The organism is Sphingobium sp. FG11 (assembly GCF_057809915.1).
The window spans coordinates 148,958-170,574 of sequence record NZ_JBMDKW010000006.1 but is presented as its reverse complement, the minus strand read 5'-3'; the positions used below and the strand labels follow the sequence as shown (position 1 = coordinate 170,574).

At 60.3% G+C, this 21,617-nt stretch carries 19 protein-coding genes; 10 read left to right on the top strand and 9 right to left on the bottom strand.

The window, feature by feature from the left end; translation table 11 throughout:
* Window positions 1-9: 9 nt before the first annotated feature.
* Complete coding sequence (locus ACODSN_RS07585; protein ID WP_489054339.1) at window positions 10-1,125, bottom strand: zinc-binding dehydrogenase; 1,116 nt, start codon at window positions 1,123-1,125, stop codon at window positions 10-12.
* Complete coding sequence (locus ACODSN_RS07580) at window positions 1,110-1,361, bottom strand: hypothetical protein (protein WP_489054338.1); 252 nt, start codon at window positions 1,359-1,361, stop codon at window positions 1,110-1,112. Before ACODSN_RS07580 ends, ACODSN_RS07585 begins: the two co-directional genes overlap by 16 nt.
* Between ACODSN_RS07580 and ACODSN_RS07575 the strand changes: the two genes are divergently transcribed.
* The 5 genes from ACODSN_RS07575 to ACODSN_RS07555 all read left to right on the top strand — a co-directional run bounded on the left by ACODSN_RS07575 (window position 1,360) and on the right by ACODSN_RS07555 (window position 8,228).
* Entirely contained in the window at window positions 1,360-4,254 is a 2,895-nt protein-coding gene (locus tag ACODSN_RS07575; RefSeq protein WP_489054336.1) for a TonB-dependent receptor plug domain-containing protein, read from the top strand. The genes ACODSN_RS07580 and ACODSN_RS07575 overlap by 2 nt on opposite strands.
* A 30-nt stretch (window positions 4,255-4,284) precedes the next feature.
* The gene (locus tag ACODSN_RS07570; RefSeq protein WP_489054335.1) at window positions 4,285-5,163 is read left to right on the top strand and encodes a crotonase/enoyl-CoA hydratase family protein; all 879 of its coding nucleotides are present in this window, start codon (window positions 4,285-4,287) and stop codon (window positions 5,161-5,163) included.
* 141 nt (window positions 5,164-5,304) lie between these two features.
* The gene (locus ACODSN_RS07565) at window positions 5,305-6,054 is read left to right on the top strand and encodes an SDR family NAD(P)-dependent oxidoreductase (RefSeq protein ID WP_489054334.1); all 750 of its coding nucleotides are present in this window, start codon (window positions 5,305-5,307) and stop codon (window positions 6,052-6,054) included.
* A 374-nt stretch (window positions 6,055-6,428) separates the two neighbouring features.
* Window positions 6,429-7,550 carry a cytochrome P450 gene (locus ACODSN_RS07560; RefSeq protein WP_489054333.1) on the top strand — a complete coding sequence of 374 codons (1,122 nt, stop codon included), beginning with the start codon at window positions 6,429-6,431 and terminating at the stop codon, window positions 7,548-7,550.
* A 30-nt stretch (window positions 7,551-7,580) separates the two neighbouring features.
* Complete coding sequence (locus ACODSN_RS07555) at window positions 7,581-8,228, top strand: peroxidase-related enzyme (protein WP_489054331.1); 648 nt, start codon at window positions 7,581-7,583, stop codon at window positions 8,226-8,228.
* Between the two features lie 157 nt (window positions 8,229-8,385).
* Here the strand turns inward: ACODSN_RS07555 and ACODSN_RS07550 are convergent, their stop codons facing one another.
* The 3 genes from ACODSN_RS07550 to ACODSN_RS07540 all read right to left on the bottom strand — a co-directional run bounded on the left by ACODSN_RS07550 (window position 8,386) and on the right by ACODSN_RS07540 (window position 11,527).
* A complete protein-coding gene (locus ACODSN_RS07550) occupies window positions 8,386-9,351 on the bottom strand; it encodes an acyl-CoA dehydrogenase family protein (RefSeq protein ID WP_489054329.1) in 966 nt (321 codons plus the stop codon).
* A gap of 13 nt (window positions 9,352-9,364) precedes the next feature.
* Window positions 9,365-10,510 carry an acyl-CoA dehydrogenase family protein gene (locus ACODSN_RS07545; protein WP_489054327.1) on the bottom strand — a complete coding sequence of 382 codons (1,146 nt, stop codon included), beginning with the start codon at window positions 10,508-10,510 and terminating at the stop codon, window positions 9,365-9,367.
* Between the two features lie 117 nt (window positions 10,511-10,627).
* Window positions 10,628-11,527: a LysR substrate-binding domain-containing protein gene (locus ACODSN_RS07540; RefSeq protein WP_489054326.1), complete on the bottom strand. Its 900-nt coding sequence runs from the start codon at window positions 11,525-11,527 to the stop codon at window positions 10,628-10,630.
* Window positions 11,528-11,668: 141 nt separating this feature from the next.
* On the opposite strand from ACODSN_RS07540, the gene ACODSN_RS07535 reads away from it, so the two are divergent.
* Together ACODSN_RS07535 and ACODSN_RS07530 are read left to right on the top strand one after the other, a co-directional pair.
* Entirely contained in the window at window positions 11,669-12,475 is an 807-nt protein-coding gene (locus ACODSN_RS07535; protein WP_489054324.1) for a crotonase/enoyl-CoA hydratase family protein, read from the top strand.
* A 122-nt stretch (window positions 12,476-12,597) separates the two neighbouring features.
* The gene (locus ACODSN_RS07530; RefSeq protein WP_489054323.1) at window positions 12,598-13,398 is read left to right on the top strand and encodes an IclR family transcriptional regulator; all 801 of its coding nucleotides are present in this window, start codon (window positions 12,598-12,600) and stop codon (window positions 13,396-13,398) included.
* 60 nt (window positions 13,399-13,458) lie between these two features.
* On the opposite strand, the gene ACODSN_RS07525 is transcribed toward ACODSN_RS07530, so the two are convergent.
* Both ACODSN_RS07525 and ACODSN_RS07520 read right to left on the bottom strand, forming a co-directional pair.
* Window positions 13,459-14,619 carry an acetyl-CoA C-acetyltransferase gene (locus ACODSN_RS07525; protein WP_489054322.1) on the bottom strand — a complete coding sequence of 387 codons (1,161 nt, stop codon included), beginning with the start codon at window positions 14,617-14,619 and terminating at the stop codon, window positions 13,459-13,461.
* A 31-nt stretch (window positions 14,620-14,650) separates the two neighbouring features.
* The gene (locus ACODSN_RS07520; protein WP_489054320.1) at window positions 14,651-15,568 is read right to left on the bottom strand and encodes an HpcH/HpaI aldolase/citrate lyase family protein; all 918 of its coding nucleotides are present in this window, start codon (window positions 15,566-15,568) and stop codon (window positions 14,651-14,653) included.
* A gap of 322 nt (window positions 15,569-15,890) precedes the next feature.
* On the opposite strand from ACODSN_RS07520, the gene ACODSN_RS07515 reads away from it, so the two are divergent.
* Window positions 15,891-16,754 carry an enoyl-CoA hydratase/isomerase family protein gene (locus tag ACODSN_RS07515; protein ID WP_489054319.1) on the top strand — a complete coding sequence of 288 codons (864 nt, stop codon included), beginning with the start codon at window positions 15,891-15,893 and terminating at the stop codon, window positions 16,752-16,754.
* On the opposite strand, the gene ACODSN_RS07510 is transcribed toward ACODSN_RS07515, so the two are convergent.
* Both ACODSN_RS07510 and ACODSN_RS07505 read right to left on the bottom strand, forming a co-directional pair.
* Window positions 16,703-17,071: a VOC family protein gene (locus tag ACODSN_RS07510; protein ID WP_489054317.1), complete on the bottom strand. Its 369-nt coding sequence runs from the start codon at window positions 17,069-17,071 to the stop codon at window positions 16,703-16,705. The two genes, ACODSN_RS07515 and ACODSN_RS07510, sit on opposite strands and share 52 nt — an antisense overlap.
* 94 nt (window positions 17,072-17,165) lie before the next feature.
* A complete protein-coding gene (locus ACODSN_RS07505) occupies window positions 17,166-19,244 on the bottom strand; it encodes a TonB-dependent receptor (protein ID WP_489054315.1) in 2,079 nt (692 codons plus the stop codon).
* A gap of 460 nt (window positions 19,245-19,704) precedes the next feature.
* On the opposite strand from ACODSN_RS07505, the gene ACODSN_RS07500 reads away from it, so the two are divergent.
* Together ACODSN_RS07500 and ACODSN_RS07495 are read left to right on the top strand one after the other, a co-directional pair.
* Window positions 19,705-21,066 carry an MmgE/PrpD family protein gene (locus ACODSN_RS07500; protein ID WP_489054314.1) on the top strand — a complete coding sequence of 454 codons (1,362 nt, stop codon included), beginning with the start codon at window positions 19,705-19,707 and terminating at the stop codon, window positions 21,064-21,066.
* Window positions 21,067-21,104: 38 nt separating this feature from the next.
* A complete protein-coding gene (locus tag ACODSN_RS07495; RefSeq protein ID WP_489054313.1) occupies window positions 21,105-21,443 on the top strand; it encodes a molybdopterin dinucleotide binding domain-containing protein in 339 nt (112 codons plus the stop codon).
* Window positions 21,444-21,617: the final 174 nt, after the last annotated feature.

Here is a 21,617-nt window from a genome sequence, read left to right as displayed (position 1 = left end):
CGCGCGCCTTCATGCGCTGGCCGGGAAAGTTATGACGGTCCGGGCGACGCCGCCATGTTCAAGCTCTTCATACGCTTCGTTGATCTCGTCCAGATCGATTGTCTGCGACACAAGATCGTCCAGGTTCAACTGTCCCCGCAAGTAGAGGTCCACATAGAGCGGGATGTCATGGTAGAAATTCGACGATCCAAGCCACAGACCGCGAACGCCCTGCTGGCGCGGCAATATGCCGCTGTCTACCGGCGACGGGCGCAATGTCAGTTCGGCGCCGGGCGACATGCCGCCGATCAGATAGGCAGTTCCACCGAAGCCCAATACCGCCATTGCCGCCTGTGCGACGGCAGGCACGCCGATCATCACGAAGGCATGATCCACGCCTGCCTCGCCGGTAAGCATCAGGACCGCGCCGACCGCGCTCACCTGTGATGAATCGATGACGTCCGTTGCGCCAAATTTCCGGGCGAGGTCGAGCTTCGCCTGCTGGATATCAACGCCAATGATTGTGGTCGCACCCGCCAGTTTCGCGGCCTGAATCGCGTTCAGCCCGACGCCGCCGCAGCCAAACACGACCACGGATTGGCCGGGTGCAACCTTGGCGGCGTTGAACACCGCACCACAACCGGTCACGACCGCGCAGCCGATGATCGACGCCTGCGGGAAGGGCATGGACTTGTCGATCGCAACCAACTGGTTCTCGTGGATCAGTGCCTGCTCGGCGAAGCCGCCAAGGCCCTGCAACTGGCCCAGGCATCCGCAATCATCATGCAATCTGCACTCGGCGGCCGAAGCATCGCGGTCGAGCGCGCCGGGGTTGGAACAGGCGTTGAGATTGCCGCGAAGGCAGGCCGGGCAGTGGCCGCAGGGCTGCAGTGCAGCGGCGACGACATGGTCCCCGATCTGAATGCGCGTAACGAGAGGACCAACCGCTTTCACGACGCCCGCAATCTCGTGGCCAAGGACGATCGGAGTGGACACGCCCATGCCGGTTTTCGCGACGGTGATGTCGCTATGGCACAATCCCGAAGCACGCACTTCGACAAGCACTTCCCGGCCCACCGGATTGGACAGCGTGACCTGTGCTATTTCAAATGGTTCGCCAATTTCCCGGATCACTGCTGCGCGCACGATGTTGCCTCTCCTTGTCCATGCTCAAAGGCATTTCGAACGATATGAAACAGCACCCGTGCCATTGATAGATCAATGGCGGGATCGCGATCAGATATTTGACCAGTATTGCATACGTAATCTTGAAAAGCGGGATATTGCTGCAAATCCAAAACAGGATCAATTGAAAAGAACAGGCCGCGACTAAACAGGGCGCCGCAAAAATTCAAATATAAATCACTGGAGGGGATCGTCATGAACCGCAAGGTCGCTTTTTCTATTGGTTCGCTCGCAGCAATTATAGCAAGTCCAGCTCTGCTATTCGCTCAGGAACCATCTGGGTCGCAAGTGGAGTCGCCCGCCCAGAATAAAACCCCGGTAGATGTTCCGGACATCATCGTTACCGGCACGCGCATCATAAGAGACGGGTCGCAGGCTCCCTCTCCGATGACTGTTTCAGCAGCGGAGGATCTCAACAAGGTCGCGCCAACATCCCTGATAGCAGGTCTCACCCAGTTGCCGCAATTCAGCGGATCGCTGACCAACACCAGCGCGCGATCGATCGCGGCGATCGTCGGCAATCATGGGGACTTCGTGAATCTGCACGCCATCGGCGCGGTGCGGACCCTTGTCCTGCAGGATGGTCGACGCCTTGCACCGACCACGTTTTCGGGACTGGTCGATACCTCCATCATCCCGCAGCTTCTCGTCAAACGGGTCGAGGTCGTGACCGCCGGCGCCTCTGCCACCTATGGTTCCGACGCGGTGTCGGGCGTCGTCAATTTCATCCTCGATGACAAGTTCAAAGGTCTCAAGGGCGTCGTTCAGGGTTCCATCGCCTCACGCGGCGACAATGCGAATTACCGGGTGGCGCTCGCCTATGGCGCGCAGCTGGGCGACAGGATTAATATCGTGGCATCGGTCGAGCGCTATCAGACCGGCGGCTTCAAATTCCAGGATCGCCCGCCCTACGGCAATTATAATATTCCGGTCGGCAGCGTTCCGGGGGGTGGCACGCCAGGACTCGCGGCCAACCCGCTCGTCGACGGCCGCAACATCCGCTTCGCCCTTGCGACGGCTGGCGGGAACATCCTCAGCGGGCCTTTCGCCAACTATGTGTTCACGACCCCGGGTGTCTATCGCCCGATCGACGTTGGAACCAGAACGGGAAGTCCCGGCTTGTTCACGGGGGGCGATTACCATAAATGGGACGGTCAGTGGCAGGCCGTTCCGGCCACCACCAACACGGCGTTTTTGCGGGTCAATTTCGAAGCCAGCGATGATATCACGGCGTTTGTTCAGGTGAACGGAGCCAGGACGAAGCAACGTTATGCCGATGGCGACGGACGGGTTGGTCAGGGCCAGACTCTTTATCCGCTCAACAGGACCTATTTTACCGAAAATCCCTTTCTTCCCCCGGCAATGGCTGCTGGCCTCGGCACCGCGGGCCAGTCGTCGTTCAAGATGAGCCGCATGATCCTTGAAACGGCTGACAATGGCACGCATGACAATAACGACTATTATAATGCCGCTATCGGCGTGAAAGGGAATTTCGGCCAGTTTCGATGGGATCTGACCTATCAGCATTCCTGGTCGAAATATCGCAGCCGGAGCATGGATATGCGGCAGGACAGGCTTGCGGCCGCCACCGATGCGGTCCTCAGCCCGTCTGGCCAGATCGTCTGCCGACCCACGCTGGACCCCGATCCGGCGGTGCGGGCAAGATTTTCCGGTTGCGCCCCGCTCAACCTCTTCGGTCAGGGCGCTCCTTCTGCCGACGCGCTGGCCTATGTTCGCGACGTGTCGGAATATGCCGCGGTTACGAAGCTGGACAATATCGCCGCCAACATCACTGGCGATCTGTTCAACCTGCCCGCAGGTCCGGTGTCGGTGGCGGTCGGCGCGGAATATCGCAAGTCCAGCCTGAACATAACGAGCAATTCCAATCCGCTCATACTCGCCGATCCGACGGGGCTGCGTAATCTGCCGGCCGGTGCCGCGCGGTTCCTGCTCAACAATTTCGCCACGGCGAACGGCTCCTACAATGTGAAGGAAGCCTACGGAGAAATCGCGATCCCGATCTTCAAGGATCAGCCTTTCGCCAAATCTCTGGAATTGAACGGCGCAGCGCGCATCACCGACTATTCCACCAGTGGCACGGTGACGACCTGGAAGGGCGGCGCGGTTTGGGAGGTCATGGACGGCCTGCGTTTCCGCGCCACGCGGTCCCGCGATATTCGCGCGCCCACCCTGTTCGATCTCTATAATCGCGGCGCGGCGATCGATGCCACTTTCTTCGATCCGCATCTACAAAAGCAGATCGTCGTATCGCGCGTCACTCGCGGTAATCCGGGCCTCAACCCCGAAGTCGCCAATACCCTGAGTCTTGGTTTCGTAGTGCAGCCCCGCGCGGTGCCTGGCTTCACCCTTTCGGTCGATTATTATGACGTCAGGTTGAAGGGGGCGATCCAGACGCTAAACACCGATCTCGCCGCAAGAACTTGCGAGGCCAGTGGCGGCACCAGCCCGCTCTGCGCGCTGATCGTGCGCAATCCGGCCTTGCCATATAGCGACAGGACGGATGCCAATGCCGCCAGGGCGATCATCAATACGCCCGCCAATCTGGCAGGCATCAAGACGAGGGGCTTCGATATCGAGGCGAGTTATCGGCATCCGCTTTTCGGCGGCGACCTATCCACCCGCCTGTTCGTGACCTATGTAGACCGTTACACCATCCAGGACAGCGCGTTGCAGGCGCCGGTAGAATTGGCCGGCTGGACCGAAGGCATTATCTCATCCGTTGGAGCCTCGGTTCCCAAGGTGCGCGCCAGCCTCCAGACTACATTTTCTACCGATCGTTTCAGCGTGACCGCGCAGGAACGCATGGTCGGGCGCATGAAGCGCGGGCCGATCAACATCTGGGCCGAGCGCGATCTGCCGGCGGTATTCTACACCGATCTCACCCTGTCCTATCAACTGGCCGAAAATCGCGGGGGAAGCGAATTGTTCGTTACAGCGAACAACCTGTTCGACCGCAAACCGCCGTTCATCGCGACGGGACCCAGCCCAGGCTTGTATATGGCCACTTTGACGGACGTCTATGATACGGTCGGCCTGGCTTTCACTGCGGGCGTCCGGTTCAAATTCTGAGGACTGGACGCGGAAAGGCGAGGATGAAGGATGAAGCCGTTCGAAACGCTGGGTTACGAAGTCGAAGATGCCATCGCGACCATAACGCTCAACCGGCCCGATCGGATGAATGCGCTGACCAGTGAAATGGCCAATGAACTCATCGCCGCATTCGATGCGACCGATGCGGACGACGCCGTCAGGGCGGTAATCGTCACGGGCGCCGGGGACCGGGCGTTCTGCGCAGGCGCCGATATCGGGCAGGGCCGTGCGCTGTTCGATTATAGCCAGCGCGAGGATGCGCATGTCAGGCCGGTCGTCAACGGGGTTTATCTGGACATGGGCGGCCGGGTGGCGCTGCGCATCTTCGGTAGTCTCAAGCCCGTGATCGGCGCGGTGAATGGCGCTGCGGTAGGGTTCGGGGCCAGTATCCTGCTGCCGATGGACGTGCGGATCGCGACGGACGCCGCGCGGTTCGGCTTCGTCTTTGCACGGCGAGGCATCGTGCCGGAATCCGCCTCGTCCTGGTTCCTTCCCCGCATAGTGGGCATCTCGACCGCGTTGGAATGGTGCTATTCGGGGCGGGTATTCACCGCTGGCGAGGCGCTTGAACGGGGGTTGCTCCGCTCAATGCACGCGCCGGACCAGTTGATGGCCGTTGCACGCCATTTGGCCCATGATTTTATTGATGATTCAGCGCCAGTATCCCTGGCCATGACGCGGCAGATGATGTGGAAGATGCTGACCGCCGATCATCCCATGGACGCGCACCAAATCGACAGCCGGGGTGTGATGGAGCGGGGCCGCTCTGCTGACGCGCTGGAGGGCATCACTGCTTTCCGTGAGAAACGAAAGGCACGCTTTTCGGACAGGGTGTCGGCGGACATGCCGTCCTTCTTCCCATGGTGGGATGACCGCCCGTTCGAATGAAGCCGAAGCGAACGGGCCACTATTGCACATATGATAAAGCGCCCGTCGGGCGATTTACCGCGTTGCCACCCCTGTTTGGGAGCGGCAGCTTCTGACACGATGGTCGCAACCATGAGGCTATGACGAAATGAGAGGATGAACATGACGGGACGGGTCGAAGGCAAGATCGCGATCATTACAGGGGCTGCTTCGGGCATGGGGGCAGCGGTCGCGCGACTCATGTATGCGAACGGCGCCTCTCTTGTCATGGCGGATATCTCCGACAACGTGATCCGGCTCGCCGCGGAACTGGGCGACCGTGCGGTCGGCATCGTCGGGAATGTCGGCGCCAGCGCGGACGCGATTGCGATGGTGGACCTTGCCGTGTCCAGCTTCGGCGGGGTCGACATTCTGTGCAATATCGCTGGCTATACTGGCGATAATCGCGGGACGCTGGTCGATTGCAGCGACGAGAATTTCGACACGCTCGTCGCCGTCAATTTCCGTGGTCCTTTCATGACAATGAAAGCCGCCATCCCCCATATGATCGCGCGGGGCGGCGGTTCCATCGTGAATGTCGCGTCTACGGCGGCGCTCAAGGGATATCCTTCGCTCGTCGCCTATGGCGGGGCGAAGGCGGGCCTCGTCGCTCTGTCGCGCGGCGCGGCGGTCGAATTTGCCGCGCACAATATTCGCGTCAACACGATCTGTCCGGGGCCGCATGAAACGCCGATGCTGCTGGCGGCGATCGAGGCAAATCCGGCGTCGAGGGAAAAGATCATCGGCAGTGTTCCAATGCGGCGCCTAGGGAAAGCGGAGGAAATAGCGCAGGCGATTTATTTCTATGCCAGTGATGCGTCCGCTTTCGTGACCGGCACCGTGCTCCCGGTCGAAGGAGGGCAGACGGCTTGAGAGTCGCGCCGGGCGCCTCTCGGCGGCTTCACATTACATACGTACTAAGGCCTTGCCGTAAATCCTGAATGCTGGATCGTCCCAGGATTCAACCTTATCATGCTCGTCCTGCCAGATGTCGGGTCGCAGCGATTGGCGGCACGCGGATTGCTATAAAGAGCGACGAAATACGTCTGAAATTCGAGCGGAGAGTAGAGATGGATACGAAAACATTGCCGGACCGTTTTGGTGAACCGGCTATACTCAAAGCTCCATATGACTATTATTCGCAGCTTCGCGACGAGGAGGAAGTATTTTTTTCCAAGGCGCTGAATGCGTACGTCGTATCCAGATTTGCGGACAGCGAAGCGGTTCTCAAGAATATAGCCGTTTTCGTGAACACTCCGCCCACCAATCAGGCGACCGCTATGGCCGCCTACACCGAGCGCTATTTCAAACTCTACGACGAGGCTGGTGTACCCCGTCGCGTCCCTGTGCTGGCCATGACGGACGGCAATCTTCACCTTCGCTACCGCGAGCTTATCAACCCGCGCTTCATGCCGTCCGCGATCAAGCGCATGGATGATGCGCTTGTCGGCGTTGTGGATGGGCTGATCGACAGCTTCATCGAGCGCGGCGCGGACGGCGATGGCTCGGTCGAACTTTACCGGGAATTTGCGCTGCTGGTCCCGCTTTATTTCTTCTGTGATACGCTTGGCGTGCCCCGTACGCATATCCAATTGATGCAGGACGCAGGCGCCGCCTCCATCGCGCTCGTGACCGGCGGTCTGCTGGACGAGGATGGACGGGTCGCGGCGCATCTCAAGCTGATTGAATTTGCGAAGTTCATCCAGGAGAATATCCAGCGGCTGCGCGCAGCACCTGACGACAGCCTGCTCAGTCACATGATCCACAGCGAAACGCGCGACGGAGATCGCCTGAGCGAACAGGAGGTCATATCGATGTGCGCCACCCTGAACACCGGGGGTAATGAAACCACGACCAACGGGCTTGGCAATACGCTTTATGCGGCGATCAAGGATCGTGAGATACTGCAACGGCTCGCCGACAATCGCGATCTGATTCCGAAGTTCATCGAAGAGGTAATGCGCTTCGACAGCCCTATCGCCGCCGCCACGCGCTGGGCCAGTGAAGATGCGGTGATCGGCGAAACGCGCATCCCCAAAGGTAGCTGCGTGCATGTCCGCCTGGCGTCGGGCAATCGTGACGAGGCGAAATACAGCCATGCCAGTGAGTTCGACCCCGAGCGCAGCAATGTGCGCAATCATCTGGGTTTCGGGCATGGCATCCACTATTGCGTGGGGGTCCACCTGTCGCGATCGGAGATTAGAATAGGGCTGAGCCGGCTGCTTGATCGGCTGGAGGATATGCGCCTCGATACCAGCAAAGGACCCATCGAATATGCCGAGGCGGGCATGGTCCATGGATTGCAGGCCCTGCCGATCACATTCCGCAAGCGCCCGGACCGACCAGTAACTGATCCGGCGTCCAATTGATCGTGATGAACGCGAATAACGAGGGGTATTATGCCAGATAATAATGGGTGCCCGGCATCGGACAGCAGGTCGAGCGATCCCAATTCGACATTGGCGCCGGATTTCAAGTCCAGCGATCCATATTGTTGGTTGCCGGGCGATCCCGCCTATCAGCTCCCCCAGGAATGGCTGGAGAGTCCTGTACCCGAAAAGCACTCGATACGAATTCTCGCCTCATATGAAGAGGCCGGCTTCAACCGAATGGCGGCCTTCATGGGGCCGGCGTTCAGGGATCCGTCCTACGGAGAACTCAGCCTTGCCGAGCGAGAGTTCATCGGAGTTGTCGTTTCCTCGATAAATCATTGCGTTACATGCCTCATCATCCATCAGCACCTGCTAGGCGATTATATCGGAGACCATGGTCGGGCGAAGCGCATCGCCATCAATTATAGGGTGGTCGCGCTTTCCAAACAGGAACGCGCAATTGCGGATTTCTGCGTGAAAATCACCGAGCAGCCTGGCAGAATGGAGCCGGTCGATTTGCAGAAATTGCGCGATGTGGGCATCAGCGACCGGAAAATATATTATATTGTCGAGATGGCCTCGATGTTTAACATGACGAACAGGCTCACGTCAGGCTTCGGTCAACGTCCCGATGACGAGTTCATGGACGAAATCGCGCCAGCGGCATCTGAATAATCCCCAAAGCTTTGGGGCATGCCGTCGTTGGCGAAGTCGCCAATTCTCGGCATGCCATGCCCTCTGGAAAGGGTTCGTCTCAAATCTGTCGAACGGCTGACGATGGAACGCTGGCTGCGGCTGACCGTTGCCAGCGTCGCGATAGGTGAGGCGATCCTCAGGCGAAGATTTCAGTACGGACCCAATCGACGGTTACATCGGGCGAGGCCAGCCGTGCAGCCCCAAGCAATTTTTCCCAATAACCTTCCGACCCGTCGGCCAGACGCCATTCATGCAGTCGGCGCGTGAGCAGCTGAAGATCATATTCCTCGCTGATACCGATAGCGCCATGGACCGCGTGAGCGGCTGCCGCGATACGCGCCGCCGCCGCCGATGCGGTCACCTTTGCCGTCGCCGCGACCGCCAATGGTACTTCCAACCCCTTCGAGAGGCCGACCTGCGCGGCAATGCGGCAGGCGATCATGTCTTCACCCATGACCGCCAGCATGTGCTGTAACGATTGCTGACGTCCGATTGGCTTGCCGAACTGGACCCGTTCATTTGCGAACAGGGTCGAGATGTGCGTCAGCCGTTCAGCCGCGCCGGCGATCAGGGCAGCGCGCACGACCGCGGCGATCGGGCGAAGGCCGTTGACGGGGCGGGGGAGGGGCACGCCCGACGCCGTGCCCGTCAGGCGCATGGAGAGTGAATGATGCGCGCCGGTTGGCACGGGGGATAGTGCATCCATGGGGGTAAGGCGCAACAGTTCGCCATCGTCGATCAGCGCATGGGAGGCAACGGCTGCACAGGGTACAGGCTGAGCCGCGCTTGTCACCAATATGATGGGACCTTCCGGTCTTTCCACGGATGCTTTGGCGAGCAATGCCCGCGCAACCATCGTTTCCGCAACGGGCAAGGGCACCGGCTGCGCGCCAATCGCCTGAAACAATGGCTCGACCTCGGCAGGCGCCAGCCCGGCGCCGCCATGCTCCTCATCGACAAGCGCGTCCAGAAAACCAGAATCCAAGAAGGACTGCCACATCTGGTCGGGTGCCCCGCCGGACTCGATCGCGCGAAGAGCCGCCGGCGGAGCTGCAACTTCCAGAAGGCGTTTGAAAGGTTCGAGCAGTTCAATCATGTCCATGGTCATTCCCTTCTCAACGCAGGCCCATGCCACGCGCGATGATGCCGCGGAGGATTTCGCGCGTGCCGCCGCGCAGGCTGAAACTGGGGGCTATGTGCGTCACATAGGTCAAGGTGCGGTACAGATCGCTGCTTACGGCTTCGTCGGGATGGGACGCCAAATCGTCACCGATGACGACTGGCAGCAACTGTTCGAAGCCGGTGCCGCGATCCTTGACGATGCTGGCTTCCAGCACCGGGCTTTCGCCCGCCGCAAGCCTTGCTGTGCAGGCGATGGACATGGCGCGAAGAATCGCAAGCTCTGCTGTCAGTCTTCCGACCAGTCGCGATGAATCGTCGCGTCCGGCGGTTTGCAGATGTTGCACCCAGGCATCGAGCAGGATGACGCTGGAATAAATCCGCTCAGGCCCCGAACGCTCGAAGGCGAGTTCGGCCGTGACCTGTTTCCAGCCGTCGCCCTCATTCCCGATCAGCGCATCCTCACCCAGCGCGACATTGTCGAAGAACACTTCGCAAAAATGCGCGTCGCCCGTCAGATCTACGATTGGCCGCACGGTGACGCCCGGTGCTTTCAGATCGACGATTAGTTGCGACAGGCCGCCCTGCCGATCCGCCGGTGTTCCCGATGTGCGCACCAGCGCGATCATATAGTCGGAATGAACGGCATTGGTGGTCCAGATTTTCTGTCCGTTCAGCAGCCATCCGTTGGCGGTTCGTTCCGCACGAGTGCGAACGCCGGCAAGATCCGATCCGGCGCCCGGCTCGCTCATCCCGATACAGAACAAGGCTTCGCCTCGGCAGATGCGCGGAATGTAAAATTGCCGTTGCGCTTGCGTGCCATAGTTGAGGATGAGCGGCGCGCTCTGCCGGTCGGCGATCCAGTGCGCGGCTACCGGCGCGCCTGCGCTCAGCAGTTCCTCCACCACCACGAAGCGCGCGAAGGGGCCGCGATTCCGTCCGCCATAATGTTCAGGCAGAGTCAGGCCCAAAAATCCTTCCGCGCCCAGCATCCGGCTGAATTCCGCGCTGAACCCCTGCCAAGACCGGGCGCGCCGGTCGACCGGCATGCTGGCGGTGTAGCGGGTAATCAGGTCGCGCACCGCCGGACGTAGCGCCTCATCGGCTTCCGGCAGGGACGCCATGGAAAATGTATCGAACATGCCGGCTTGGCTCTCCTCTCCATCATGGCGCTGTCGTGGCGTCCACGCCGCGCCTTGCCATGATCGACGGTCATGGGAACGGAAGAGGTAAGCCGGCCAGCCGTTCGATTCAAATATTCAATCGTCGGAAAGCGATAGCAAATGAATATCGTGCGCTTCTCGCGCGGTGGCCACGAAATTGCGGGCTAGCGGACCCATGTCGCGAGCATAGGCCATACCCAGCTCGATCGGGATCGGCTCCGCCAGACGGACTAGGCGCAGGCGATCGCTGGTCAAGCGAGCGCTGCGTCCGGGCACCAGCGCCACGCCCAGCCCGGCTTCGACCAGGCTGAGCAATGTCTGGACCTGCGTCGCCTGCTGCTGGATGCGGGGCGTAAAGCCCGCGCGTTGACAGGCGATATGGGTGATGGCGTTCAGGATGCTGATGGGATTGAACAGGATGAACGGCCGGTCGGCCAGTTCAGCCAGCGCAATGCTTTTCTGCCCAGCGAGCGGATCGGTGGCTTGCAGCGCCACGACCAGCTCATCACGCTCGATCACCTCGACGCTGACGGGCGCGGTGTCGATTACGGGCAAGCGGATAAAGCCCACATCGATCCTCTGGGCAGTGATGGCCTGAACGATTTCCACGCTCGTCATTTCTTCCAGCGCCAGTTCGACATCCGGAAAAGCCTTGCAAAAGGGCGGGACCACGCGCGGCAGGAGATCGTTGATCGCCGAGCCGATGATCCCCAGCCGCAGGCGTCCCCGCAAGCCCGACGCGCCTTCGCGCACGACCTCGCGAAGCTGCTCGGCCGCCGCGATCGCCTCGCGCGCGCGCGGGAGGGCGGCCCGCCCGGCGGGTGTCAGCGTCACGCCCCTTGAATCGCGCAGAAACAGCAGTTCTCCAAGTTCGCTTTCCAGCTTGCGGATCGCGACGGTAATAGGCGGCTGAGAGACGTTCAGCCGTTCGGCCGCCCGGTGGAAATTCCGCGTTTCCGCGACGGCGACGAAGTAGCGCAGCTGGCGCAAATCCATGATATATGACGCCTATCGCTATAAGTGGAATCAATATTAGAGCATATTGGTGAAACGCACTAGATCATTGCGCAAAGCGACCCATCGCGGAAAGTCAGTCTCCGCGCAGAATGATGGGGCGCCATGGCAGAGGATTGTCCCATGAATGAAACGCCTTTCCTGCTTGTCGAAAGAGACGGGTCCGTGGTCATCGCCACGCTCAACCGGCCCGAAACCCGCAACGCCATCACCGAAACGGCGCATAGTGACGAGATCGCGGATTTCTGCGCCCGGATGACCCGCGATATATCGGTCCGCGCCGTCGTCCTGACCGGTGCCGGGTCGGCGTTCTGCGCCGGCGGCAATGTGAAGCATATGCATGAGAAGAAGGGGATGTTCGAAGGCTCTCCGCAGACGTTGCGCAATGCCTATCGCACCGGCATCCAGCGTATTCCGACAGCACTGTATGAGCTGGAAGTGCCTGTGATCGCCGCCATCAATGGCCCGGCCATTGGTGCGGGTCTCGACCTCGGTTGCATGTGCGATGTCCGCATCGCGTCCTCCGCCGCGCTGTTTGCCGAAAGTTTCGTGAAGCTGGGCATCGTTCCGGGCGATGGCGGTGCATGGCTGCTGCCCCGCATCGTCGGTATGGCCCGTGCGACGCTGATGACGCTGACCGGCGATACGATCGACGCAGCCAAGGCACTGGACTATGGGCTTGTCGGCGAAGTCGTGCCGCCCGAGCAGGTGCTGTCTCGTGCGCTGGCGGTTGCCCACTCCATCGCGGCCAATCCCGGTCACGCCACCCGTCTGGCGAAGCGGCTGCTGCGCGAAGGCCAGGATATGAAATTGGGGCCGCTGCTGGAACTCTCCGCCGCCTATCAGGCGTTGGCGCATCATACGCAGGACCATGACGAAGCCGTTGCAGCCTTCCTGGAAAAGCGCGCGCCGTCCTTTGAAGACCGCTAGCTGCCGGACGGGCGATGGCACGGTGAGCGACGACCGGGCTTGCCAAGCGGGATGATTGCCTATGTTATGGCCTTATGGTCCGGGGGCGGATCGATAACCGGATTTGAGACGAGGCGAGAGGAATGGCTCTGCGTTCCATAAAATCGGCGGAGCGGACGCTGGCGCTGTTCGAACTGTTTTCGGCGAAGCAGCGGCCGTTGACAGTGGGCGAAATTTCGCGGTTTCTGGCGGTGCCCCAACCCAGTGTGACGATGCTGGTGCAGAATCTCGTCGCCCTGGGCTATCTCGATCAGGATCGCTACGCCCGCACCTACGCTCCGACGATCCGCATCGCCCTGATCGGCAGCTGGATTCATCAGACTTATGTGCAGGATCGCCAGCTGGAATGGCGGCTGGATAATCTGTTCAACGCCGTACAGGAAACGACGTTCATCGGCATCCAGAACGGCGTGCATGTTCAATATATCCTGTTCATCAAGGCAGAAACGCCGCAGCGTTTCGACGTGCAGGCGCGCATGGCGCGCCCGCTCGCCACATCGGCGGTCGGAAAGGCGCTGCTTAGCCTGAAGCCTGATGACGTAGTGCGCAGTCTGGTGCACCGTGCGAATGATGAAGCGGTCGATCCGCGTCACAAGATGAGCCCGCACCAGATCATCGCTGAAATGGAGGAGGTGCGGAAGAATGGTTATGCCGAAACAAGCGGTAATGTTCTGGACGGCATCGCGGTAATCGCCATGCCGATCCGGCCGCTGCTCGGGCAGTCCCCGATCGCGGTGGCGGTCGGTGGCCAGGTCGATCGTATGAAAAGCAAGAAGGCCCTCATTCTTGAGGAACTCAGGAAATTCTCCACTGCCTTGTCGGCCGATGAAAATATCCGCCAATCGGCCGCTCTCGCCGGTCCGGAGCCTGACGGCGACGGGTGATCCGCATCACATCGCCGCCGCCTCGACCATCAGCAGGCGTGATGGCCATATCCCTTAGGGTCAGAGCCGCTCCACGATCGTCACATTGGCCATGCCGCCGCCCTCGCACATGGTCTGCAAGCCATAGCGCTTGCCGCGCACTTGCAAAGCATGGATCAGCGTCGCCATCAGTTTCGTTCCGCTCGCCCCCAATGGATGGCCGAGCGCGATCGCGCCGCCATTGACATTGAGGCGGGCCGGATCAGCATGATGATGTTGCAGCCAAGCCATCGGCACCGATGCGAAGGCTTCGTTGACCTCGTACAGGTCGATATCCTCGATACGCAGGCCGGCGCGTTTCAGCGCTTTTTCGGTCGCGAACAGCGGCTCTTCCAGCATGATGACCGGATCGCCCCCGGTGATGGTCAGATTGACGATCCGCGCGGATGGAACGAGGCCATGATCCTTGAGCGCGCGTTCGGACACGATCAGCGCGGCGCTGGCGCCATCGCAAATCTGGCTCGAAGTCGCGGCCGTGATCGCGCCGCCGGGCGCGAGCGGTTGCAGGCCGGCCATTGACTCGGGCGTCGAATCATACCGGATACCTTCGTCGCGGATGTGCATTTCGGTCGTGCCGTCGGGCAGGGTGATTTCGATCGGGATGATTTCATCGGCGAACGCGCCCGCTTGCGTCGCTGCAACGGCGCGCCGGTGGCTCTCAAGCCCGAACGCATCCATCTGCTCGCGCGTGAAGCCCCATTTGGCCGCAATCATTTCCGCTCCCTCGAACTGGCTGAACCGTTCGATGCCGAATTTGGCGAGCACGCCCGGCGTACGTGGATTGCCGCTCTCGGCCGGAACGCTCAGGCCCAGTGCGGCACGGGTCATGCTTTCCACGCCAGCGGCGACGACGACGTCCTGCGTGCCGGACATGACGGCCTGCGCCGCGAATTGCAGCGCCTGCTGGGACGAGCCGCACTGGCGATCGATCGTCACCGCCGGCACACTCCGGGGCAGGCGCGATTCCAGGATGGCGTGACGCCCGATATTGAGCGCCTGCTCCCCCGCCTGGGTGACGCATCCCATGATGACGTCCTCGATGGCGGACGGATCGATTTTCGTGCGATCGACCAGTCCGTTCAAGGTCTCGGCTGCCAGCAGCGCCGGATGCATGCCCGCCAGTCGTCCACGGCGACGCCCGCCCGCAGTCCTGAATGCGTTTACGATATAGGCCTCAGCCATATGCCTCTCCTTTATGCCGCGATGCGGGTCTTTACATCCCGATCAGATCGGCCTTGATCAGCGTGTTGCGGACCAGCCGGACGGTGGCGGCGTCGATCATCGCGCCATCGACCTGGGCCGCGCCCAGCCCCTGCGCTTCGGCCTCGCGATAGGCGGCTTCCAGCTTGCGGGCATGGGCCACCGCTTCGGGCGCGGGCGTGAAGGCGTCGAGCGCCCAGTCGATTTGCGCGGGATGGATCGCCCACTTGCCGACCATGCCCAGCGACCGCGCCTGCACGGCCTGCTCGCGATAGGCCTGCTCGTTCCTGAAATTGCCGAACGGACCATCGACCGCGTCGATGCCGATGGCGCGGGCCGCCATCGTGACCCGGAACCGCGCATAGTGGAAAATGTCGCCCGGATAGGCGCCGCCTTCGCCGATCGCCCGCGTGTCGATCCCTTGTGAGGCCGAATAATCGCCCATGCCGAAGATCAGGCATTCCATGCGGTCGGTGCAGGACGCGATCTCCTCGACATTCTGGAGCGCCTCGACTTCCTCGATCAATACTTCGATGCCGATGCTGCGCTCCAGTTTCAATTTCTGTTCCAGCTGGCACAGCATATGGTGGAGGAACAGCACGTCCCCGGCATTGCGCGGCTTGGTGAGCATGATCGTGTCGATGTTGCGCCCCGCTTTTTCGACCAGCGTGATGATGTCGTCATGGCACCATGGCGTCGTAACGTCATTGATGCGCACGCAGCGCGTCTTGCGGCCCCAATCGAGTTCATTCAGCGCATGGGCGATCAAATCCCGCGCGCCAACCTTGGCGGAAGGCGCGACGGCATCCTCCAGGTCACAGAACACATGGTCCGCATGGGACGCCGCGGCCTTGGCCAGCATCTTCTCGCTGCTCCCCGGCACGGAAAGCTGCACTCGGCGCAGACGGGCGGGACGGATATAGTTGCTCACTGAAATTCCCCACATTACATTGTATTCGGCTCGTGAAACCCTGCGATCGAAACGAGGCGGGTCTGTCCGAGAAGATTGCCTTGATACGGTGCCGCCGCGCAATTTTCACGGCGGATTCCCGCTTATCGGCGGAGGCATTACAAGGGGAATATCATGGGAGGATCGATGCTGTGTGCCGCTCCCGGCTCACCCGACCCCACTCGCTCCAAGCCAATTCACATGTAATGCATTGCCGCCGGACAATGTCTCACATTGTCATTCATCAAGTATTAGCCGCATTCTGTCGCCGACCATAAATGCATGAAGAGGTTCGCAAGACGCCATGAGCGACATCCTGCTGGAAAAGCGTGACGGTGGCGCGTTCGTGACTTTCAACCGTCCCGAAGCCCGCAATGCCCTTAATCCTGACATGCTGCTCGCGATGCGTCATTTCGTCGATGGTATCCGGGACGATCCGCAGGTGCGCTATCTCGTGCTTGCGGGCGCGGGCGGCCATTTCAGCGCGGGCGGGGATCTTGCCGTCTATGCTGAGACGCTTTCGCTCCCGGCGGCTGAACGCCGCGCGTTTTTCGAAGCGCGCGTCGGCGGGAATGGAGCGTGCTTCCTTAGTCTGGAGGCATTGACACTCCCGGTCATTTCGCTGGTTAGAGGCGCGGCGGCAGGGGCGGGGTTAAGCTTCCTGCTCGCGTCCGACTATGTCCTTGCGAGCGAGGACACAACGCTGGTTTTCGCCCAGACCCGCGTCGGATTGCCGCTCGACCTGTCCCTGACCTACTATCTGCCGCGCGTGGTCGGCGTCAGGAAGGCGCGGCAACTGGCCTTCACCGGCGCGAGCCTGAACGCCGATCAGGCACGGGAGATCGGCATCATCGACGAGGTTCATGCCGCAGACGCGCTGGATGGGGCTTTGACGGCTCTTGTCCGATCGTTCGCTGCCACGGCGCCGGCGGCGGCGGCGCGTACGAAACATCTCATCAACGGCAGTAGCCGCTTCGGGCTTGCGGAACAGATGGATCGAGAGGTGATGGCCGTCGGCCAATGCGTGACCGAACCGGATTTCCGCGAGGGGGTGGAAGCCTTTCTGGCCAAGCGCCGCGCGGTGTTCACGGGGGCCGCGAAGCCTGATCCCGGTTCTCAATCCATCACGAAGGCGTTGAGCTTGTTGCCGTCGGGATCGCGAAAATAGGCGGCGTAAAATCCTTCCACGCGCGGGCCGGGCGCGCCTTCGTCGCTTGCGCCATTGGCCATTGCGATCTCGTAAATCCGCCGGACCTGTTCATGGTCCCTGGCTTTGAAGCCCACCATCACGCCATTGCCGACCGTCGCCGGTTCCTTGTTATAAGGCTTGGTTATAGTAAGCCCCGGCCAGACGCCATTGGCTGCCCAGACGATCCCCGTCTCCATTTCGATCATCCGCGCCGCGCCCAGTTCCGCACAAATCTTGTCGTAAAAGGCGACCGCGCGCGGCAGGTCGTTGGTGCCCAGGGTGACATAACCGATCATCGTTCGTCTTGCTCCTTGATCGAGCGGAAGTAAAATGTCGAAAATCCTCCCGCAGCGCATGTAGCCGCTGCGGGAGGCTGTGTCGAAGAGAGGTTTAGAACTTCACCGTCGCCTCCGCGCCAAATGTACGCGGCGGTGCATATTGGCCGGTATCCTGGCGAATCGCCGAGAAGAAAAGATAGCCGCTTTTATAAGCCTTATTCGTGATATTCTTGACGAACGCCCGCAGGACATAGCGGTCATTGGGGCTGGTGTATGTCAGGAAGGCGTTCTGAAGGCTGTAGGCCTTCTGCTGCGATCCCGCCGTCGGGAATTCGCTATAGTCCACCCGGCCGCTGAAAACGGACTCGCCACGGACGAGAAATTTGCCGTCATTGTTCAGCATCACATCATATTCCAGCCCGACATTAGCCGAATAGGGCGGCGCGCGATTGAGCCTGTTGCCCGAAGCATCCGACAGGCGATCAGCATCGGATCTGGGATCGAAGGCTCCACATGCGCCAATGAACAGCTTTTCATTACAATTGAAAAACTCGTCATATTTCGCCGACTGGATCATTCCCGACGCATCCAGCCGCAAATGTGTCGCCAATTGCGCGCTCAGCGATGCTTCCACGCCATATACTTTGGCGCGCGCTGCATTCTCGATCAATAGCGTTCCCGCATCGATCACCTTTTGCACCTGCAGGTCCTTGATGCGGTAACTATAGCCGGCGATATTGAACCGGACCCGATTGTCGAAGAATTTCGCCTTCAGGCCAACTTCCACGCCGCTGATTTTTTCGGGGTCGAACTCATCCATGCAACTCGACGCCGCAAAGCCACCTGCCTTGAACCCTTTGCTATATTGCGCATAGAGCATCGAACTGTCGGTGACGTCATATTGAACGCCGACGCGCGGTGTCCAGCTATTCCATGACTTGGATGCGGACGGCGCGGGGCACACATCGACGCCGTCGAACAGGACGTTGGTCGCCGCGGACTTCTTGTCATGATTGAAGCGAATGCCGGCCTGGAGGCGCAGGCGGTCCGTCACGGAATAGGTGTGGTCGGTGAACGCAGAATAGGATTCGCCGTGGATGGGACCTTCAACCGAAAAAATGAACAGCGGATTGCCAAAAAAGGCCAGGTTGAACGGCGAATCGCCCTGATGATTGAACTTGTCATTATAATAGAAGGCCCCGAATATCGACTTCAACTTGCCGTCGAAAAGGGAGGCGTTAAGGTTGAGTTCCTGACTGAACGTATCGCTGCGAAACCGGATGTCGCTTTCGACGACCAGGGTCCCGCTGGCGTCGCCGTCGAGTCTCAGATGGTTGCGGAAGCGCTGATATCCGGTGATCGATTTCAGGCTGACATCATCGGACAGCGGAACATTGATCGTCCCGATCAACTGGAGATATTTGGTGCGATCCAGCGACCTGTAGTTGGTATATACCTCGCGTGGATTGAATGACTGCGGGTTCAGCGCGGCCTGAATGAAGCCCTCCTGCGACGGGCCGAAAGCAAGGGTGGTCGGGGTATATTTGCTGTCCAGATAGATCGCATCCAGCTCGATCCCCGCGCCACCCGGAAGATCGATGTCCAGCGCGGCTCGCCCGCCGGCGACGCGGCTGGTCTGCAAGCGCGACTGCGGCGCGCCTGGCTGAAGATTTTTCGTAAAGCCCTTGTCGCGATTCTCGAACACGCCGGAAGCCAGCAAGCGGACATTGTCCGACAGCGGGCCGCTCACCCGGCCCCTGACGCCCAATGTTTCGTAATTGCCGACGCTGCCCGTCACTTCGCCCTGAAAGCTGCTCGATGGCCGCTTGAGGATATAGTTGATGACGCCGGCCGTCGCGTTGCGTCCGTAGAGCGTACCTTGCGGGCCGGACAAAACTTCCACGCGATCGAGATCCACCAGCGCGGAATCGATCGTGCGCGATCGCGGCTGATATACGCCGTTAATGTGGGTCGCGACGGACGGGTCCTCGGCCCCGGACGTTACCCCGGTGCTGATCCCGCGTAGCGCGATCAGGGTCGCGCCGAAGGTTTCACCCACGACGAGGCCGGGCACTTGCGATTGCAATGCTGCCACATCATTGATCTGGCGCGTTTCCAGTGCTTCGGAACCGAGCGCTGTGATAGTCGCGGGAACCTTCTGAATACTTTCCGCTCGCTTCTGCGCTGTCACGACAATTTCAGGAATGCCGGCAGAAGATGCTGAATCCACAGCTGCGGGCTGCTGAGCCTGGGCAACGCTCGGGACCATCATGATCATCCCGATCGAGCCATATAACAAAGCTATTTTGGTCGTCATCTCACTCCCCTTTGAGGTGCCCGTCCGTTCGCTGCGGACATCTGTTTTCCAGGCCCGAATATTATGCCGTTGTCTGACGCGTCGGCAAGTCATCCACAAAGGCATTACATTTGTATTTGGGTCCTAGGTGCTGACCGGTCGGATCGCTTCATTACTCATGCAATCGGAATACAGGTCACGGCGATTAGGCTTGCTAATCGACCCCGCCGCATCCCTAGAGTGGCAAATCTGATAATAGCCATCTATGTGGAGAGCGACTGTGTCCGAGATGCAAGTTAGGCCCTTGCGCCCGCATCCCATCCCAGGCCTGCTTGAAGGAGGCGGGGTTGACGATATGGGCAGCGGCAGTCAACCGGCACCGCCCAATGCGGGCCTCACAAGGCTCCTGGCTCGAACGGCGCTCGGCTATCACTCTGCCGCCATGCCCGCTGACGCCCTGATGGTCGCCAAGCAGTGCATTCTGGACTGGTTTGCCGTCGCCTTGCCCGGCGCGCGGGAAGACAGCGCCGTGCTGCTGGTTGACGAGCTGGAATCGGATGGCGGAGGCCCATGCACAGTAATCGGCCGACGCTGCCGCCTGTCGGCACGAGATGCGGCACTCGCCAATGGCGTGGCGTCACACGCGCTTGATTTCGATGACGTCAACCGCACGATGCAGGGACATCCGACCGTGGCGACATTTCCGGCTGCCCTCGCCGTATCGGAGGCTGAGGGCAAGAGTGGTCGGGATTTGCTAACCGCCTACATTGCCGGCTATGAGATCGCCTGCATCGTCGGCGCCCAGATGGCCCCATCCCATTATGGCATGGGGTTTCACGCGACGGGCACGATCGGTGCCATTGGCGCGACCGTGGCCGCTGGCCTGCTGCTCGAACTGGATGAGACGCAGATGGCACACGCGATCGGCCTGGCGGCGACGCAGAGTGCCGGACTGAAAGCGATGTTCGGCAGTATGGCCAAGCCACTCCATGCCGGGAAGGCCGCCGCCAATGGTGTGTTCGCGGCAAGACTGGCCTCGAGGGGGTTCACGGCGCATCCTGGCGCACTGGAGGCGGATCAGGGGTTCATCTCGACCTTCAGCCTGGAGCCGTCTCGCTCCCCCATGATTCCTCCGCCAGGCACTGAGATCGTCAAGACGCTCTTCAAATACCACGCAGCCTGTTACATGACTCATTCGACCATAGATTGCCTTATCAAATTGCGAGAGCAGGAAAATTTTTCGTCGGACGCCGTGGTGGCTGTCGATATTCATGTTGCGCCGGGTCACCTTGCGGCGTGTAACATTCCCGATCCGGCTAATGGTCTTGAGGCCAAATTCAGTCTCAGGCACGCGGCCGCTCTCACACTTTGCCGACGGGACAGCTCGGCCCTTGAGACTTTTTCGGACGAAAGCGCTTCCGATCCCGAGCTTGTCGCCATGCGGCAGCGCGTGTCAGTTCACGGGGACATGCCTGCGGGTGGCGCGGTTCGGGTGATCGTCCAGACGAATGCCGGCGCCCGGCACGAGGCTGATCATGATACCGGCGTCGTCGAGGGCGATCTCTTCCGCCAAGGGGAGAGGATCGAGTCCAAGTTCATGAGCCTGGCAGTTCCCGTGATTGGGACCGACGCCGCCAAAAGGCTTCTCAGGGGCGTTTCTGATCTCGACCAAAGCGTTGCCCTGAGCGATCTGCTTCGCGAGGTCGGGGCAGAATAGTTAAGCCCTCGCCTGAGCTGTTGTGGGATAATGCCGGGTTGCACAATGTTCCCTCGCTGGTGAGTGATCGCCGCCGACATTATGCGCATATCAACCCCGAAGATGCGAAATCATTGAATATCGAGGATGGTGAGATGGTTAGCATTTCATCCCGTGCAGGACAGGTTTATGTCCCAGCTAAATATTCGCCTCACATGAAAACCGGGAACGTCGCATTGCCGCATGGCTGGGGTCATAAGGGCCGCTGGAAGCGCGCAAACAATCCGGGGCGACGTAAACTCCGATATATTGACGGGCAGGGAATGGATGACATGGAATTGCTCGCCGGGATGTCGACCCTCAACGCCATCCCGATACGAACTGACAAGATATCGTGACCGTTCCGACGCCAGTGTAAACTCATCGCAGGGTCTCTATTTGACAACGATGACACAAAACACCTGAGCAGTCACGGCAAGAGGCCATAGTCGATCATCTTCAATTGCAAATGTAATTATAACGCGCCACGACCATTTTCCAATGGTCAATAAAGTTTGGCCTCGGCAGAATGC